At 59.5% G+C, this 17,866-nt stretch carries 14 protein-coding genes; 10 read left to right on the top strand and 4 right to left on the bottom strand.

The window, feature by feature from the left end; translation table 11 throughout:
* Positions 1 to 193: 193 nt before the first annotated feature.
* Positions 194 to 613: a hypothetical protein gene (locus tag KVG85_RS15475; protein ID WP_217864282.1), complete on the top strand. Its 420-nt coding sequence runs from the start codon at positions 194 to 196 to the stop codon at positions 611 to 613.
* Between the two features lie 56 nt (positions 614 to 669).
* Here the strand turns inward: KVG85_RS15475 and KVG85_RS15470 are convergent, their stop codons facing one another.
* The gene (locus KVG85_RS15470; RefSeq protein ID WP_217864281.1) at positions 670 to 3,516 is read right to left on the bottom strand and encodes a valine--tRNA ligase; all 2,847 of its coding nucleotides are present in this window, start codon (positions 3,514 to 3,516) and stop codon (positions 670 to 672) included.
* Positions 3,517 to 3,674: 158 nt separating this feature from the next.
* On the opposite strand from KVG85_RS15470, the gene KVG85_RS15465 reads away from it, so the two are divergent.
* Entirely contained in the window at positions 3,675 to 6,632 is a 2,958-nt protein-coding gene (locus tag KVG85_RS15465) for an RHS repeat protein (protein WP_217864280.1), read from the top strand.
* Positions 6,633 to 6,684: 52 nt separating this feature from the next.
* Here the strand turns inward: KVG85_RS15465 and KVG85_RS15460 are convergent, their stop codons facing one another.
* Genes KVG85_RS15460 through KVG85_RS15450 form a run of 3 tightly spaced genes read right to left on the bottom strand, consistent with a single transcriptional unit; the run spans position 6,685 to position 9,065 of the window.
* Positions 6,685 to 7,080 carry a DNA polymerase III subunit chi gene (locus tag KVG85_RS15460; RefSeq protein WP_217864279.1) on the bottom strand — a complete coding sequence of 132 codons (396 nt, stop codon included), beginning with the start codon at positions 7,078 to 7,080 and terminating at the stop codon, positions 6,685 to 6,687.
* Between the two features lie 8 nt (positions 7,081 to 7,088).
* Positions 7,089 to 7,517, bottom strand: a complete 429-nt coding sequence (locus KVG85_RS15455; RefSeq protein WP_130928301.1) for a DNA polymerase III subunit chi — start codon at positions 7,515 to 7,517, stop codon at positions 7,089 to 7,091.
* A gap of 57 nt (positions 7,518 to 7,574) precedes the next feature.
* Positions 7,575 to 9,065, bottom strand: a complete 1,491-nt coding sequence (locus KVG85_RS15450) for a leucyl aminopeptidase (protein ID WP_039759172.1) — start codon at positions 9,063 to 9,065, stop codon at positions 7,575 to 7,577.
* A gap of 296 nt (positions 9,066 to 9,361) precedes the next feature.
* On the opposite strand from KVG85_RS15450, the gene lptF reads away from it, so the two are divergent.
* The 8 genes from lptF (at position 9,362) to pdxJ (ending at position 17,764) form a co-directional block, all read left to right on the top strand.
* Positions 9,362 to 10,483, top strand: coding sequence for an LPS export ABC transporter permease LptF (gene lptF / locus KVG85_RS15445; protein WP_217864278.1), 1,122 nt, complete (start codon positions 9,362 to 9,364; stop codon positions 10,481 to 10,483).
* Positions 10,476 to 11,537, top strand: a complete 1,062-nt coding sequence (gene lptG / locus KVG85_RS15440) for an LPS export ABC transporter permease LptG (protein ID WP_217864277.1) — start codon at positions 10,476 to 10,478, stop codon at positions 11,535 to 11,537. Before lptF ends, lptG begins: the two co-directional genes overlap by 8 nt.
* Positions 11,538 to 11,710: 173 nt before the next feature.
* Positions 11,711 to 13,507 carry a translation elongation factor 4 gene (gene lepA, locus KVG85_RS15435; protein ID WP_016771564.1) on the top strand — a complete coding sequence of 599 codons (1,797 nt, stop codon included), beginning with the start codon at positions 11,711 to 11,713 and terminating at the stop codon, positions 13,505 to 13,507.
* Between the two features lie 9 nt (positions 13,508 to 13,516).
* Positions 13,517 to 14,371: a signal peptidase I gene (lepB, locus tag KVG85_RS15430; RefSeq protein ID WP_016771563.1), complete on the top strand. Its 855-nt coding sequence runs from the start codon at positions 13,517 to 13,519 to the stop codon at positions 14,369 to 14,371.
* Between the two features lie 169 nt (positions 14,372 to 14,540).
* The gene (rnc, locus tag KVG85_RS15425; RefSeq protein ID WP_024011703.1) at positions 14,541 to 15,230 is read left to right on the top strand and encodes a ribonuclease III; all 690 of its coding nucleotides are present in this window, start codon (positions 14,541 to 14,543) and stop codon (positions 15,228 to 15,230) included.
* Entirely contained in the window at positions 15,223 to 16,125 is a 903-nt protein-coding gene (gene era / locus KVG85_RS15420) for a GTPase Era (protein WP_016771562.1), read from the top strand. The genes rnc and era overlap by 8 nt, the downstream gene beginning before the upstream one ends.
* 166 nt (positions 16,126 to 16,291) lie before the next feature.
* Positions 16,292 to 16,981, top strand: a complete 690-nt coding sequence (gene recO, locus KVG85_RS15415) for a DNA repair protein RecO (RefSeq protein ID WP_016771561.1) — start codon at positions 16,292 to 16,294, stop codon at positions 16,979 to 16,981.
* Between the two features lie 39 nt (positions 16,982 to 17,020).
* Positions 17,021 to 17,764, top strand: coding sequence for a pyridoxine 5'-phosphate synthase (gene pdxJ / locus KVG85_RS15410; protein ID WP_217864276.1), 744 nt, complete (start codon positions 17,021 to 17,023; stop codon positions 17,762 to 17,764).
* Positions 17,765 to 17,866 lie beyond the last annotated feature (102 nt).

Here is a 17,866-nt window from a genome sequence, read left to right as displayed (position 1 = left end):
TATGGCTGAAAGTGGCGGGCATTGTCCCACATCTAATCCGTGCGCGACCAAGCAAGTATGGTTACGAGGAAAGGCAGGTTTCTTATTCCAAAACGATCTTGATGACCTGTCAGAAATGACAGTGGGCAAGGACTTGGGCAAGCGTTTTACTTGAGGCTGGTTTTGTCGAGTTCAAAACACTGAGAGAGAGACGATGATGATTGAATTAACCGCTGCCACTTTTCCAAGCGCCGACCGGTTCAACTACATCAACTGTACGAGTGAGCCAAGCCCGGTCAAGGCTGTTCCCGTTCGAATTGAAATTCAACCGGACATGGTTTCCGGCGACGTTATCGAGCTGCAAACGCGAGGTTTTTCGGATAGCGACGGAACGCAACCTGTTCCCGGCACACAAACCAGCTTTGTCCATGTTTTGGGTTCGATTGATGCACGAAAGTTCGTAGAGCTGATTATCCGCCCCTACGCAACGGCGATCAAACCTATTAAGAGCGGATCGCTGGATGCCAAATATTCAGTGAAGCGCAAAGGAGATTTAATTGGCACCTCGAAAAGAGCGTTGGTAAAACTTGATCTGAAAATGCCAGGCGGCGGAACATGCCCAGAAGGCCAGTAGCGCCGACATAAAAAAGGGAGGCCACCTGGGCCTCCCTTTTTCACTGCGATTTGCCGTTACAGACTGGCAATCCGCGCATGCTGCTCAGCCAGTTTGCCCAGGGCCTGTTCGGCCTCGGCCAGTTTGGCGCGTTCCTTCTCGATGACTTCGGCTGGGGCTTTGTCGACGAAACCGGCGTTGGACAGCTTGCCGCCAACGCGTTGGACTTCGCCCTGCAGGCGCAGGATTTCTTTGTCCAGACGTGCCAGTTCGGCGCCCTTGTCGATCAGACCGGCCATTGGCACCAGCACTTCCATCTCGCCCACCAGTGCGGTAGCGGACAGCGGTGCTTCTTCGCCAGCGGCGAGTACGGTGATCGATTCCAGCCGCGCCAGCTTCTTCAGCAGCGCTTCGTTCTCGCTCAGGCGGCGCTGGTCGTCAGCGCTGACGTTCTTCAGGAAGATCGGCAGTGGCTTGCCCGGGCCGATGTTCATCTCGCCACGAATGTTGCGCGTGCCGAGCATCAGTTCCTTGAGCCATTCGATGTCGTTTTCCGCCGCCGGATCGATGCGCTCTTCGTTGGCCACCGGCCAAGGCTGCAGCATGATCGTTTTGCCCTGAATACCGGCCAGCGGCGCGATGCGCTGCCAGATTTCTTCAGTGATGAACGGCATGAACGGATGCGCCAGACGCAGCGCCACTTCCAGCACACGCACCAGCGTCCGGCGAGTGCCGCGCTGACGTTCGACCGGCGCGTTCTCGTCCCACAGCACAGGCTTGGACAGTTCCAGATACCAGTCGCAGTACTGGTTCCAGATGAACTCGTACAACGCTTGTGCGGCGAGGTCGAAACGGAACTGATCCAGTTGGCGGGTCACTTCGGCTTCGGTGCGTTGCAGCTGCGAGATGATCCAGCGATCTGCCAGCGACAGCTCGTAGGCTTCGCCGTTCTGGCCGCAGTCTTCGCCCTTGTCCAGAACGTAACGCGCGGCGTTCCAGATCTTGTTGCAGAAGTTGCGATAGCCTTCGACGCGACCCATGTCGAACTTGATGTCGCGACCGGTCGAGGCCAGCGAGCAGAACGTGAAGCGCAGGGCGTCGGTGCCGTAGCTTTCGATGCCGTTGGCGAATTCTTCGCGGGTGGCTTTCTCGATCTTCTTCGCCAGTTTCGGTTGCATCAGGCCCGAGGTGCGCTTCTGCACCAGGGTTTCCAGGTCGATGCCGTCGATGATGTCCAGCGGGTCAAGGACGTTGCCCTTGGACTTGGACATCTTCTGGCCCTGGCCGTCGCGCACCAGACCGTGCACGTACACAGTCTTGAACGGAACCTGCGGCGTGCCGTCTTCGTTCTTCATCAGGTGCATGGTCATCATGATCATCCGGGCAACCCAGAAGAAAATGATGTCGAAACCGGTGACCAGCACGTCGGTAGAGTGGAATTTCTTCAGGAACTCGGTCTGCTCAGGCCAGCCCAGCGTGGAGAATGTCCACAGGCCGGAGCTGAACCAGGTGTCTAGGACGTCGTTGTCCTGTTGCAGCGCAACGTCCGGGCCGAGGTTGTGCTTGGCACGCACTTCGGCTTCGTCGCGACCGACGTAGACCTTGCCCGACTCGTCGTACCAGGCCGGAATCCGGTGGCCCCACCACAGCTGACGGCTGATGCACCAGTCCTGGATGTCGCGCATCCACGAGAAGTACATGTTTTCGTACTGCTTGGGCACGAACTGGATGCGACCGTCTTCAACGGCAGCAATCGCCGGCTCGGCCAGAGGCTTGGTCGATACGTACCACTGGTCGGTCAGCCACGGTTCGATGACCGTGCCGGAGCGATCGCCTTTCGGCGTTTTCAGGTTGTGATCGTTGACGCTCACCAGCAGGCCGGCAGCGTCGAACGCGGCAACGATCTGCTTGCGCGCTTCGAAACGTTCCAGACCGGCGAACTCGGCCGGAATCTTGCCGTCGATGCTCTCGTTCAGCGTGCCGTCGAGGTTGAACACCTGCGCGGCAGGCAGCACGTTGGCGTTCTTGTCGAAGATGTTCAGCAGCGGCAGGTTGTGGCGCTTGCCGACTTCGTAGTCGTTGAAATCGTGGGCCGGGGTGATTTTCACGCAGCCGGTGCCGAATTCAGGGTCGCAATAATCGTCGGCGATGATCGGGATGCGCCGGCCAACCAGTGGCAGCTCGACAAATTTGCCGATCAGCGCTTTATAGCGCTCGTCGTTCGGGTTAACCGCGACGGCGGAGTCGCCGAGCATGGTTTCCGGACGGGTGGTGGCGACGATCAGGAAGTCATTGCCTTCAGCGGTTTTCACGCCGTCGGCCAATGGGTATTTCAGGTTCCACAGGAAGCCTTTCTCTTCGTGGTTCTCCACTTCGAGGTCGGAAATCGCCGTGTGCAGTTTGGTGTCCCAGTTGACCAGACGCTTGCCGCGGTAGATCAGGCCGTCTTCATGCAGACGCACGAACGCTTCCTTGACCGCTTCCGAGAGGCCGTCGTCCATGGTGAAGCGCTCGCGGCTCCAGTCGACGGACGAGCCGAGGCGACGGATCTGCCGGCTGATGTTGCCACCGGACTGATCTTTCCATTCCCAGACTTTCTCAAGGAATTTTTCCCGGCCCAGATCGTGACGATTCTGGCCTTGGGCTTCGAGCTGACGCTCTACCAGCATCTGCGTGGCGATACCGGCGTGGTCGGTGCCCGGCTGCCACAGGGTGTCGCGACCCTGCATGCGACGGAAACGGATCAACGCGTCCATGATCGCGTTGTTGAAGCCGTGACCCATGTGCAGGCTACCGGTGACGTTCGGCGGCGGGATCATGATGGTGTAGGACTCGCCCGCGCCTTGCGGGGCGAAGTAGTTCTCGGACTCCCAGGTCTTGTACCAGGAAGTTTCAATGGCGTGCGGCTGGTAGGTCTTATCCATGCGCGGCGGGACCCTATTGGCATTTATTCAGGAAAAGCCGGCAAGTATAGCGGGGCATGGTGAGTAGGGCGAGCGGGGCGCGACCGGTCAGCAGCGCGCGAGCGATGGTGCAAGTTGTCTGCTAGTACTTTTCCAACAGGGAACGAAGGGCAGATCAAATGTGTGCATCTCAAACATCGCTGCATGCCAACACTCCATCGATCACGGTACTGGATAGCCGCTGCCTTCGTGTGCGGGATGTGCGTTACCACCGTCATCCCGATTCACCCGCTGTTACAAGCGAACGCATCAGCCGTCACCATTACGATGGTCGCGGGTTCCTGATACGCAGCGCTGACCCACGATTAAGCGAAGCCGGATTGGCCAATTTCATTTATGTCAGCAGTCTGTCCGGGCGCGTGTTGAGTCAGCAGGGTGTAGACAATGGCGGCAGCGTGGCGTTACCTGACGCTTTCGGTCGTTCTTACAGGGTGGTAAGCAATATTCCAGACCCTGACCACGAACATGGAAACACTACTCAGGTTGTTACCAGCACCTACCAATACGAAGAAAGCGATCTTCTCGGTCGTCTGACCAGCGTTTCCGAACAGGTGGGAAACAAGCGCCCGAAAATCAGCGAGCGAAGGGTCTATGCCGCAAACACTGAGGCTGAAATTGCGCTGAACCTGGCCGGCCGGTGCGTGAGCCACTACGACACGGCCGGTCTGACGAAGACTGATAGCGTGGCGCTGACAGGTGTGCCGCGCTCGATTAGCCGGCGTTTCGTCAAGAGCGCAGACAACCCGGGCGAGGTGGTCGATTGGCAGGGTGACAACGCCTCGGACTGGAATGACGGTCTGGATGACGAGACCTTCTCCAGTCTGGTTACCTGCGATGCGACGGGCGCGCTGCATGGATCTACGGACGCAGCGGGCAACCTGCAGCGCGTGGCTTACGATATGGCAGGAGCAATCCGGGGGCACTGGGTGACGCTCAAGGGCAGCGCGGAACGGGTTGTCGTGAAGTCGCTGACGTATTCGGCGGCGGGTCAGACTCTGCGTGAAGAGAGCGGCAACGGTGTGGTAACCACTTGGAAATACGAGCAGGAAACCCGGCGCCTCTCGGGAATCAGAGTGGAACGACCGCTCGGGCATGCGGCGGGAGCTAAAGTGCTACAGGATCTGAAGTACACCTATGATCCGGTTGGTAACGTCAGCGTTGAGCGCGACGATTCGCAGACACCATGTTTCTGGCGAAATCAGAAGATGCTGGCGCAAAACACTTATATCCATGACTCGCTCTATCAACTGATCAGCGCCACCGGACGCGAGATGGCGAATGCCGAGGGGGCATGCGGCTCCTCTCTGGTCTGCGGTTCCGACGCCGCCGCTTACACCAGTTACACCCGCACTTACCGCTACGATATGGCCGGCAATCTGATTCAGATACGCCACATCGCACCAGCCTCGCAAAATAATCACACCGCCAGGGTCACGATCAGCAACCGCAGCAATCGCGGTGTGCTGGACACCCTGGCGACAAATCCCGAGGAGGTGGAAGCATTTTTCTCGGCGGGCGGGCAGCAGACCACTTTGCAGCCCGGACAGCGGCTTGTCTGGACGCCGCGCAACGAACTTTTGCAAGTGACCCCGGTGATGCGTGATGGCGCGATGGATGACCATGAGACGTATCGCTATGACAGTGCCAGTCAGCGAGTGCTGAAGTTCAGCGCGCAGAAAGTGTGTGGTTGCATACAAAAGCAGCGGGTCGTCTACCTGCCGTCACTGGAGCTCAGAACGAAGGGGATCGGCGCAACAGTGGCGGAGCGTCTGCACGTCATCAACGCAGATGCGTCAGGTCGATCCCGACTGCGAATCCTGCATTGGGACAGTCCGAGGCCGCCGAACACCGACAATGACCTGCTTTATTACAGCTATGACAACTTGATAGGCAGTAGCGCGCTGGTCGTGGACGGTGAGGGGAAGCTTGTAAGCCAGGAGGAATACTACCCATTCGGCGGCACAGCCATATGGGTGGCGCGAAGTGCCATTGAGGCGGATTTCAAAATCGCCAGGTACTGCGCAAAGGAACGCGATGTCACGGGACTTTACTACTTTGGCTGGCGCTACTATCAGCCTTGGGCGGGGCGCTGGTTAAGTGCTGATCCGGCAGGACCGGCGGACGGCATGAACCTGTTTATGATGGTCGGCAATAATCCCGTCACGTTTTTTGACAGCAATGGTTTGTACAAGGAAGGGCAAGAAGCCAGGCAAATGGTTGGCGAGTCATTTATCCATCCATTGCATATGCCTGCCTTCGAAAAAGTATCCAAAGAACACAATGTAGCAATAAGCGTTAGAGAGTCCGGAAGTTACACCATCAAGGCTCTGGGCGAAGGTGCCGCTGCCAAGGGCCATAACATTCTTGAAAAGACCATCAAACCGTCTTCCTTGAAAGCGGTTTACGGGGATGGCGCTGAAGCGATGCTCGCGCGGGCAGAAAAAAGCGGGTTGGTCGGGCGAGTGGGGCAGTGGGGCCGGGGCGGTGTTCGAGGACTTTATGCGCGCAATAGCATCAGCGATGAAGATGTTTCCTACAGCGTTAACTTGCAAAGTCCCATCGAACACGAACTCCTGGATGCCTGGGTGAAGTTCAAAGTCGTCACGCCCTATACGGGTGACTACGATATGCACGATGTTATTCAGTCAAGACAAGGAAAAGGTATTGTTCCGCGCTCGGGAAGTAGCGAGGAGGCGCAAGTCATGAATTTGATCAATCATGCTATCGCCGAACTGGATTCCGCGAGACCGTTCGATAACACTCCGATGAATGTTATCCGTCATGGTCCGCAAGTGAACTTCGTTTCACATATGTGGAGTCATGAATTCGACAAGGTCAGACAGGACAACGGATATTTGGAGGCGGTTGCCCGGCCAGGCCCGTTTCCGATAGCGATGGTGCACCAGGGGCAGTGGTCGATTATCGAAAGCACCCGCGAACTGTTCGATTTTTACGGGGCGTTGAACGCCGCAGTTCCGGAGCACTGGGCGCAAGAGTTTGTGACTCGGGGAAAAGGCATGGTTGCCACGCCCAGACATGCCAGAACACTGGATTGGCATCGCAGCAACACCGTCTAGAAGTCAGGTTTGCCGGGTTGCCAACTCAGTGCTGATCGTGGGGGCGCCAAGGCTACTCGTACTGGCTGAGCAGCCGCTCCATCCGCGCATCGAGGCGGCGTTTGATTTCGGTTTCGATGTGCGGGGCGAAGTCGTCGATCACGTCTTGCATGATCAATTGCGCGGCGGCGCGCAGTTCGCTGTCCAGGTGGAGAAGTGCGTCCGGGCCTTTATCGACCGGTGCGGCAGCCGGGGCAGCCGGGGCAGCCGGCGGCGCTGGTGGCGGCTCGACAGCTGCCGGCTGATTGCCGACGGAATCGAACAGCATCGGAATCTGTTCCTGTTCGCCATCATCGACCGTATCGGTCAAGAGCGGCGGTTGCAGGTTGTCATCGCCGAGCAACTGGCGGATCGATTCAAGATCGTCCAGCAGATGTGCGGACTTCTGTTGCGGTTTCGGAGTGTCCATTGGAGTGCTCAGAGTCGCTGTAAACGGTGGTCTTGCAGAGAATAGCCCTGTTCGCGGTAGAAACGGAAACTCTCCCGCGCCGCCGCTCGAATGGCCGGATCTTCCACCACCACTTCCGCCACACGGGCGAACTTGCTGGCGAAGGCCGGGACTTTCAGGTCGAGATTGACCAGCAGGTCCTGATGCTCACCGCAGTCTTGCCCGAGTCCCAGCACGATCAAACCGTCCGGTTCGCTGTCGGCCGGGCCGTGGGGCACGAAGCTTTCGCCCTTGAATGCCCACAGACGTGCATCGAGATCATCACGCTGGGCCGCATCGCTGCAATGCAGGTAGATGCGATGGCCCATGCGCCAGGCTTTCTCGGTGAGCTTGCAGGCGAAATCCAGGCGCGCTGATGGATCGGCGCTGGGCAGGATATAGAAGTCGACTTTGGTCATTGCGGTTCCAGAGCGGCAAGCGGCGTCACCCGAGAGTGACGCCACCTTTCAGCGGTTTCAGGCCTTGGCGCGATCGAGCAGGTACTGGGTCAGCAGTGGAACCGGACGGCCAGTGGCGCCCTTATCCTTGCCGCCGCTGGTCCATGCCGTGCCGGCGATGTCCAGGTGCGCCCAGTTGAGGTTCTTGGTGAAGCGCGACAGGAAGCAGGCGGCAGTGATGGTGCCGGCCTTCGGCCCGCCAATGTTGGCGATGTCGGCGAACGGGCTGTCCAGCTGCTCTTGATACTCATCGAACAGCGGCAGTTGCCAGGCGCGGTCATCGGCAGCCTTGCCGGCGCTGAGCAACTGGTCGATCAGTTCGTCGTTGTTGCCCAGCAGGCCGGACGTGTGTGCGCCCAAGGCAACTACGCAAGCACCGGTCAGGGTGGCGATGTCGATCACCGCTTGTGGCTTGAAGCGCTCGGCGTAGGTCAGTGCATCGCACAGCACCAGACGGCCTTCAGCGTCGGTGTTGAGGATTTCCACGGTCTGGCCGCTCATGGTGGTGACGATATCGCCCGGCCGCGAAGCATTGCCGCTCGGCATGTTTTCGGCGCAGGCGAGGATGCACACCAGATTGATCGGCAGTTTCAGCTCAAGCACTGCGCGCAAGGTCCCGAACACGGAGGCAGCGCCGCCCATGTCGTATTTCATCTCGTCCATGCCGGCGCCCGGCTTCAGGCTGATGCCGCCGGTGTCGAAGGTGATGCCCTTGCCGACCAGCGCGTATGGCTTCTCGGATTTCTTGCCGCCGTTGTATTGCATGACGATCAGGCGCGGCGGCTGGGCGCTGCCCTGGCCCACGGCGTAGAACGAGCCCATGCCGAGGGATTTGATCTTCTTCTCGTCGAGTACTTCGACTTTCAGATCCTTGAACTCTTTGCCCAGGTTCTTGGCCTGTTCGCCCATGAAGGTCGGGTGGCAGATGTTCGGTGGCAGGTTGCCCAGATCGCGGGTGAAGGCCATGCCATTGGCAATCGCGGTGGCGTGATTCACGGCGCGCTGCACTTCGGCTTGCGCAGCCTTGATGGTCAGCAGAGTGATTTTCTTCAGGGCGCGCGGTTCGGCTTTCTGGCTCTTGAACTGGTCGAAGGTGTAGCCGCCGTCGACCAGGGTTTCTGCCAGCAGGCGAGTCTTGCCGTAGCTGTCGCGACCTTTGACGATGACTTCATCCAGCGCCAGCACGGCGTCACCGCCGCCCAGGCCTTTGAGGGTGTTGAGGATGCCGGCAACGATTTTGCGGAACGGACGGTCGCCCAGTTCTTCGTCCTTGCCCACGCCGACCAGCAACACGCGCTCGGCTTTCAGGTTCGGCAGGCTGTGCAGCAGCAGGCTCTGACCGACCTTGCCGGCCAGGTCGCCACGCTTGAGCACGGCGCTGATCGCACCACCGCTCGACTCGTCGACCAGTCTGGCGGCGACGCCGAGTTTGCGGCCTTCGCCGACGGCAACCACCAGGGTGGCGGTTTTCAACGTTTCTGGGCTAACGCTTTTTACAACCAGTTCCATGTCCGGATCCCTGAATGAATGGTCAACACGCAGGCGTTCGACGCTGTCCGCAGTCGCCTGCTTATAGATAGAAGAGGCGCAGGCCAAAGCCTGCGACAAGGGCCGCAGTTTGAACCTCGCTCCCCGCGCCTGACAACCCTCAGCAAAGGATTACAGCGATGGATGAGTGTGCGCAGTGACAGGCGCACCCAATCACAGGATAATGCCGCATCTTTTTTCGACCGCTCTGCATGGCGGGCCGGTCGATGTGTTTGCTTGTTTGGCCGCCTTAGCCTGACAACCCTGGAGTGTCTGGTTTGATCGTCTTCCGTTATCTGTCCCGCGAAGTCCTGTTGACCCTTAGCGCCGTAAGTGCCGTGCTGCTGGTCATCATCATGAGCGGTCGCTTCATCAAATACCTGGCGCAGGCTGCGGCCGGTCAGCTCGATCCGGGCTCGCTGTTCCTGATCATGGGCTTTCGTCTGCCGGGTTTCCTGCAACTGATCCTGCCGCTGGGCCTGTTCCTCGGGATCCTGCTGGCCTACGGTCGCCTGTACCTCGAAAGCGAAATGACCGTGCTCTCGGCCACCGGCATGAGCCAGCAAAAGCTGTTTCGCATGACCCTGTTTCCGGCAGCGCTGGTGGCACTGGTGGTGGCGTGGCTGAGCCTCGGCCTGGCTCCGCAGGGCGCCAACCAGTTCCAGCTGCTGCTGAACAAGCAGGACGCGCTGACCGAGTTCGATACCCTCGAACCTGGCCGCTTCCAGGCCTTGCGCGACGGTACGCGGGTGACCTACACCGAAACCCTGAGCGACGACCGCGTCAATCTCGGCAGCGTGTTCATTTCGCAGAAGAACCTCGGCGCCGATAAAAAGGACCGCGGGATTTCCGTGCTGGTGGCCGAATCGGGCCGTCAGGAAATTCGCCCCGACGGCAATCGCTACCTGATCCTCGATAACGGTTACCGCTATGACGGCAGCCCGGGCCAGGCCGATTACCGCGCCATCCATTACGAAACCTACGGCGTGCTGCTGCCCAAGCCGGACGTCAGCGAAGAAGTCACCGACCGTGACGCCATGCCGACTTCGTCCCTTTGGGGCAGTGATGACATCCGTTCGAAAACCGAACTGCAATGGCGCATGTCCCTGCCACTGTTGGTGTTCATCGTGACCCTGATGGCGGTGCCGCTGTCGCGGGTGAATCCGCGTCAGGGGCGTTTTCTCAAGCTGCTGCCGGCGATTCTTCTTTATATGGCTTACCTGACCATCCTGATTGCCGCTCGCGGCGCCCTTGAAAAAGGCAAGATCCCGCCGGCCCTCGGCCTGTGGTGGGTGCACGCGATCTTTTTGGTGATCGGCCTCGGCCTGCTTTATTGGGAGCCGCTGCGCCTGAAGCTGGCCAGCCGTCGCAGCGCCGCGCTGGAGGTGGCCCGTGGTTAAACTCGACCGCTACATCGGCAGCAGCGTATTCATGGCGATCATCGCCGTGCTGGCGATCATCCTCGGCCTGGCGACGCTGTTTGCCTTCATCGATGAAATGGGCGACGTCAGCGACACCTATACGCTGGTCGATGTCCTCAGTTTCGTACTGCTGACCGCACCGCGCCGTCTGTATGAAATGCTGCCAATGGCCGCATTGATCGGCTGCCTGATCGGTCTCGGCAGTCTGGCCAGCAGCAGTGAGCTGACGGTCATGCGCGCTGCTGGCGTATCGATCGGCCGTATCGTCTGGGCTGTCATGAAGCCGATGCTGGTGCTGATGCTCGCCGGCGTGCTGATTGGCGAATACGTCGCCCCGGCCACCGAAAGCATGGCCCAGGCCAATCGCTCGCTGGCCCAGGGCAGCGGCGATGCGCAAAGCGCCAAGCACGGTATGTGGCACCGTCAGGGTGAGGAATTTATCCACATCAACGCGGTGCAACCGAACGGTCTGTTGTACGGCGTGACGCGTTATCACTTCGACAAGGAGCGCCATCTGCTCAGCTCCAGCTTCGCCAGGAAGGCCGAGTTTGACGGCAGCAAGTGGCAGCTCACCGACGTTGCCACCACGCGGTTCCATGAGCGCAGCACTGAGGTCGTCAATGCCCCGAGCGAGGAGTGGGATGTGGCGTTGAGCCCGCAACTGCTCAGCACCGTGGTCATGGCGCCGGAATCGCTGTCGATCAGCGGTCTGTGGGGCTACATCCACTATCTGGCCGAGCAGGGCCTGAGCAACGGCCGTTACTGGCTGGCATTTTGGGTCAAGGTGTTGCAGCCGCTGGTGACCGCCGCGCTGGTGCTGATGGCGATCTCGTTCATCTTCGGCCCGCTGCGTTCGGTGACCCTCGGCCAGCGTGTTTTCACCGGCGTGCTGGTGGGCTTCACCTTCCGCATCGTCCAGGATCTGCTGGGGCCATCGAGTCTGGTGTTCGGATTCTCGCCGCTGTTTGCGGTGCTGGTGCCGGCCGGCGTGTGTGCGCTGGCGGGTGTCTGGCTGCTCAGACGCGCGGGCTGATGAACAAGTTTTCATTCAGCGCTTGAACCCTGAAAACGCCTCGGTCGCCAGACCGGGGCGTTTTTGCATGCGATCCGGGTGACAGGCGAACGTGACGCTTGCGCCGTGTATCAGGTACAATTCCCGGCTATTTTTCGGCGGGCCAAGCCTGCAGCCTTTTTGAGTGTTGATCCGTGAGTGATTTGAGTCATATCCGCAATTTCTCCATCATCGCCCACATTGACCATGGCAAGTCGACGCTGGCTGACCGTTTCATCCAGATGTGCGGCGGCCTGGCCGAGCGTGAAATGGAAGCCCAGGTACTGGATTCCATGGATCTTGAGCGTGAACGCGGGATCACCATCAAGGCCCACAGCGTTACCCTCTATTACAAAGCCAAAGACGGCATCACCTACCAGCTGAACTTCATTGACACCCCGGGTCACGTCGACTTCACCTACGAAGTCAGCCGTTCCCTGGCCGCGTGCGAAGGTGCCTTGCTGGTGGTCGATGCGGGGCAGGGCGTCGAAGCCCAGTCCGTGGCCAACTGCTACACCGCCATCGAGCAGGGCCTTGAGGTCATGCCGGTCCTGAACAAGATCGACCTGCCCCAGGCCGAGCCGGATCGCGTCAAGGACGAGATCGAGAAGATCATCGGCATCGACGCCACCGACGCCGTCACCTGCAGCGCCAAGACCGGCCTGGGTGTCGACGAAGTGCTCGAGCGTCTGGTGCACACCATTCCTGCGCCGACCGGCAACATCGAAGATCCGCTGCAAGCGTTGATCATCGACTCCTGGTTCGACAACTACCTGGGCGTTGTTTCCCTGGTACGCGTGCGCCATGGCCGTGTGAAGAAGGGCGACAAGATTCTGGTCAAGTCCACCGGCAAGGTGCACCTGGTCGACAGTGTCGGCGTGTTCAACCCGAAACACACCGCCACCGTTGATCTGAAGGCCGGCGAAGTGGGCTTCATCATCGCCAGCATCAAGGACATTCACGGTGCGCCGGTCGGTGACACCCTGACCTTGAGCTCCACGCCGGACGTGCCGGTGCTGCCGGGCTTCAAACGCATCCAGCCACAGGTTTACGCCGGTCTGTTCCCGGTCAGTTCCGACGACTTCGAGGATTTCCGCGAAGCGCTGCAGAAGCTGACCCTGAACGACTCGTCGCTGCAGTACACCCCGGAAAGCTCCGACGCTTTGGGCTTCGGCTTCCGTTGCGGCTTCCTCGGCATGCTGCACATGGAAATCATCCAGGAGCGCCTCGAGCGCGAATACGACCTGGACCTGATCACCACCGCGCCGACAGTAATTTTCGAGCTGGTGCTGAAAACCGGTGAAACGATTTACGTCGACAACCCGTCGAAGCTTCCGGACGTGTCGGCGATCGAGGACATGCGCGAGCCAATCGTGCGCGCCAATATCCTCGTACCGCAGGAACACCTGGGCAACGTGATCACCCTGTGCATCGAGAAACGCGGCGTTCAGGTCGACATGCTGTTCCTCGGCAATCAGGTGCAAGTGACCTACGACCTGCCGATGAACGAAGTGGTCCTGGACTTCTTCGACCGTCTCAAATCCACCAGCCGCGGCTATGCTTCGCTGGACTACCATTTCGATCGTTACCAATCGGCTAATCTGGTGAAACTGGACGTGCTGATCAACGGCGACAAGGTCGATGCCCTGGCATTGATCGTGCACCGTGACAACTCGCACTTCAAAGGTCGCCAGTTGACCGAGAAGATGAAAGAACTGATTCCTCGTCAGATGTTCGACGTGGCGATTCAGGCCGCCATCGGTGGTCAGATCGTGGCCCGGACAACCGTCAAGGCGCTCAGAAAGAACGTATTGGCCAAATGCTACGGCGGTGACGTCAGTCGTAAGAAGAAACTGCTCGAGAAGCAGAAGGCCGGTAAGAAACGCATGAAACAGGTCGGCAACGTGGAAATTCCACAGGAAGCCTTCCTCGCCGTGCTCAGGTTGGAATAATCAGGTCCTATGTCGCTAAATTTCCCGCTGTTGCTGGTCATCGCCGTGTTCGTCTGCGGCCTGTTGGCGTTGCTTGATCTGCTATTCCTGGCACCGCGTCGGCGGGCTGCCATTGCCTCGTATCAAGGCAGTGTCAGCCAGCCCGAGCCTGTGGTGGTCGAGAAGCTGAACAAAGAGCCGCTGCTGGTTGAATACGGCAAGTCGTTCTTTCCGGTGCTGTTCATCGTGCTGGTGCTGCGTTCGTTCCTGGTGGAGCCGTTCCAGATTCCGTCCGGCTCGATGAAACCGACCCTGGATGTCGGCGACTTCATTCTGGTGAACAAGTTTTCCTACGGCATCCGTCTGCCGGTGATCGACAAGAAGATCATCGAAGTCGGTGACCCGCAGCGCGGCGATGTGATGGTGTTCCGCTACCCGAGCGACCCGAACGTCAACTACATCAAGCGTGTGGTTGGCCTTCCGGGCGACACGGTGCGCTACACCGCCGACAAGCGTCTGTTCGTCAACGGCGAATCGATTGCCGAGAAGATGGTCGGCGCCGAGGCGGGTTCGCTGGGCAGCGCGGAGCTCTATCAGGAAAAACTCGGCGCAGCCGAGCACCTGATCCGTAAGGAAATGAGCCGCTACCGCGCCACTCCGGATCGTTCGTGGACAGTGCCTGCCGGGCACTACTTCATGATGGGCGACAACCGCGACAATTCGAACGACAGCCGCTACTGGGATGATCCGAACATTCCCAAGGATCTGCTGGGCATGGTTCCCGACAAGAATATTGTCGGCAAGGCCTTCGCGGTCTGGATGAGCTGGCCGGAGCCGAAACTCAGCCACCTGCCGAATTTCTCGCGGGTCGGCCTGATCAAGTAATCAAACACGGCGCTGTTGACCACAGCGCCGAATGCATTTCTGGAGCCGGCACAATCGGCTTCGCAATCGCCAGGATCTATTTTTTGAACACAGCGTTAATTGTCCCAGGCCTGCGCCGTACCCCGGCGATGGCAGTGGAAACCAGCCACGAACTCAGCGTGGGTAAACCGTGAGCGTTTCTCTAAGCCGTCTCGAGCGCCAGCTCGGTTACACCTTCAAGGACCAGGAGCTGATGCTGCTGGCCCTCACGCACCGCAGTTTTGCCGGGCGCAACAACGAGCGTCTGGAATTCCTCGGTGATGCCATCCTCAACTTCGTCGCTGGCGAGGCGCTGTTCGATCGCTTCCCGCTGGCTCGCGAAGGCCAGTTGTCGCGTTTGCGCGCACGGCTGGTAAAAGGTGAGACGCTGGCCGTACTGGCTCGCGGTTTCGACCTCGGTGATTATTTGCGTCTGGGTTCGGGTGAACTGAAGAGCGGTGGTTTCCGCCGTGAATCGATTCTCGCCGATGCCCTCGAAGCTCTGATCGGTGCGATCTACCTCGATGCCGGCATGGACGTCGCCCGCGAGCGCGTGCTGGCCTGGCTGGCCGGCGAATTCGAAGGCCTGACGCTGGTCGACACCAACAAGGATCCGAAAACCCGCTTGCAGGAACACCTGCAATCGCGCGGTTGCGAACTGCCACGCTACGAAGTGGTGGATATCCAGGGCGAACCGCACTGCCGAACCTTCTTCGTCGAATGCGAAGTGGTCTTACTGAATGAAAAAAGCCGAGGTCAGGGTGTGAGCCGTCGTATTGCCGAACAGGTAGCGGCCGCCGCAGCACTGATTGCCCTGGGCGTGGAGAATGGCAATGACTGATACAAACGCAACTCGCTGTGGCTACGTTGCCATCGTCGGCCGTCCCAACGTCGGCAAGTCGACGCTGCTCAACCACATCCTCGGGCAGAAGCTCGCGATCACCTCGCGCAAGCCGCAGACTACCCGCCACAACATGCTCGGGATCAAGACCGAAGGTGACGTGCAGGCGATCTACGTCGACACCCCGGGCATGCACAAGGGTGGCGAAAAGGCCCTGAACCGCTACATGAACAAAACCGCTTCGGCGGCGTTGAAAGACGTCGACGTGGTGATCTTCGTCGTCGACCGCACCAAGTGGACCGACGAAGACCAGATGGTGCTTGAGCGTGTGCAATACGTGACCGGCCCGCTAATCGTCGCGCTGAACAAGACCGATCGGATTGAGGACAAGGCCGAGCTGATGCCGCACCTGAGCTGGTTGCAGGAACAGCTGCCAAACGCGCAGATCATTCCGATTTCAGCGCAGCACGGGCACAACCTCGAGGCGCTGGAAAAGGTCATCGCCGATCACCTGCCGGAGAATGATCACTTCTTCCCGGAAGACCAGATCACCGACCGCAGCAGCCGTTTCCTTGCCGCCGAACTGGTGCGCGAGAAAATCATGCGCCAGATGGGGGCCGAGCTGCCGTACCAGATCACGGTTGAAATCGAAGAATTCAAGCAGCAGGGCAAGACCTTGCACATCCACGCGCTGATTCTCGTCGAGCGTGACGGTCAGAAGAAAATCATCATTGGCGACAAGGGCGAGCGCATCAAACGCATCGGCACCGAAGCGCGCAAGGACATGGAGCTGCTGTTCGACTCCAAGATCATGCTCAACCTGTGGGTCAAGGTGAAGGGCGGCTGGTCCGATGACGAGCGCGCGCTGCGTTCGCTGGGTTATGGCGACCTGTAAGTAGCGATCTCGAAAACACCGCTACTCACTGTGGGAGCGAGCCTGCTCGCGAAGAGGATGTAACATTCAGCATTGATGTTGACTGTCACTCCGCTTTCGCGAGCAGGCTCGCTCCCACAGTGGTTTTGGGTTGTATGTAAAACCGCGTTTCTTCATCGAGAACTCAATGTCGCAAAACCCGCCTCCCGCCCAACCCGCCTACGTCCTGCATTCGCGCGCCTATCGCGAAACCAGCGCACTGGTCGATTTCCTCACGCCGCAAGGTCGGCTGCGGGCGGTGTTGCGCAGCGCGCGGGGCAAGGCCGGGACGCTGGCGCGGCCGTTCGTGGCGCTGGAGGTCGAGTTTCGTGGCAAGGGGGAGTTGAAGAATGTCGGGCGCATGGAAAGCTCCGGCACCTCCGCCTGGCTCAATGGCGAGGCGCTGTTCAGCGGCCTCTATCTCAACGAGCTGTTGATTCGGCTGTTGCCTGCCGAAGATCCGCATCCGGCGGTGTTCGATCATTACGCCGCGACTTTGCTGGCCTTGGCCGAAGGTCGGCCGCTGGAGCCTTTGTTGCGCTCCTTCGAATGGCGATTGCTGGATGATCTCGGCTACGGCTTCTCGATGAACACCGATATGCACGGCGAGCCTGTCGCGCCTGACGGTCTCTATCGCCTGCAAGTCGATGCCGGTCTCGAAAGGGTGTATCTACTGCAGCCAGGCCTGTTCAACGGTACCGAGCTGCTGGCCATGGCCGAAGCCGACTGGTCGGCGCCCGGTGCGCTGTCGGCGGCCAAGCGTCTGATGCGCCAGGCCCTGGCGGTGCATTTGGGCGGGCGTCCGCTTGTCAGTCGCGAGCTGTTTCGCAAGCCCTGATATGCTGTGCGCCGAACCTCTCAATTCAGGAGCGCATCCGTGACCAGCAGCAATCGCATTCTTCTCGGCGTGAACATCGACCACGTCGCCACCCTGCGTCAGGCCCGTGGCACGCGCTACCCGGATCCGGTGAAAGCGGCGCTGGATGCAGAAGAGGCGGGCGCTGATGGCATCACCGTGCACCTGCGCGAAGATCGCCGGCACATCCAGGAGCGTGACGTGTTGCTGCTCAAGGATGTGCTGCAAACGCGCATGAATTTCGAAATGGGCGTCACCGAAGAAATGATGGCATTCGCCGAGCGTATTCGCCCGGCGCACATCTGCCTGGTCCCGGAAACCCGTCAGGAACTGACTACCGAAGGTGGCCTGGATGTGGCGGGGCAGGAAGAGCGGATAAAGGCAGCGGTTGAGCGTCTGTCGAAGATCGGCAGCGAAGTGTCGCTGTTCATCGATGCTGACGAGCGGCAGATTGCGGCTTCCAAGCGCGTCGGTGCGCCGGCAATCGAGCTGCACACCGGTCGTTATGCCGATGCCGAAACCCCGACTGAAGTGGCCGAGGAATTGAAGCGTGTGGCGGATGGCGTTGCGTTTGGTCTGGCCCAAGGCTTGATCGTTAACGCCGGTCACGGCTTGCATTACCACAACGTTGAAGCCGTGGCTGCGATCAAAGGCATCAACGAGCTGAACATCGGCCACGCGCTGGTGGCGCATGCTTTGTTCGTTGGCTTCAAGTCTGCCGTATCGGAAATGAAAGCGCTGATTCTGGCTGCTGCCAAATCCTGAGCAGCTACACAAAATCCCTGTGGGAGCGAGCCTGCTCGCGAAAACGATGTATCAGTCAAAGATTATGTCGACTGACACGACGCTTTCGCGAGCAGGCTCGCT

The organism is Pseudomonas triticicola (genome assembly GCF_019145375.1).
GTDB lineage: Bacteria > Pseudomonadota > Gammaproteobacteria > Pseudomonadales > Pseudomonadaceae > Aquipseudomonas > Aquipseudomonas triticicola.
The sequence above is the reverse complement of the archived record's forward strand: the minus strand, read 5'-3'. Positions and strand labels throughout refer to the sequence as shown.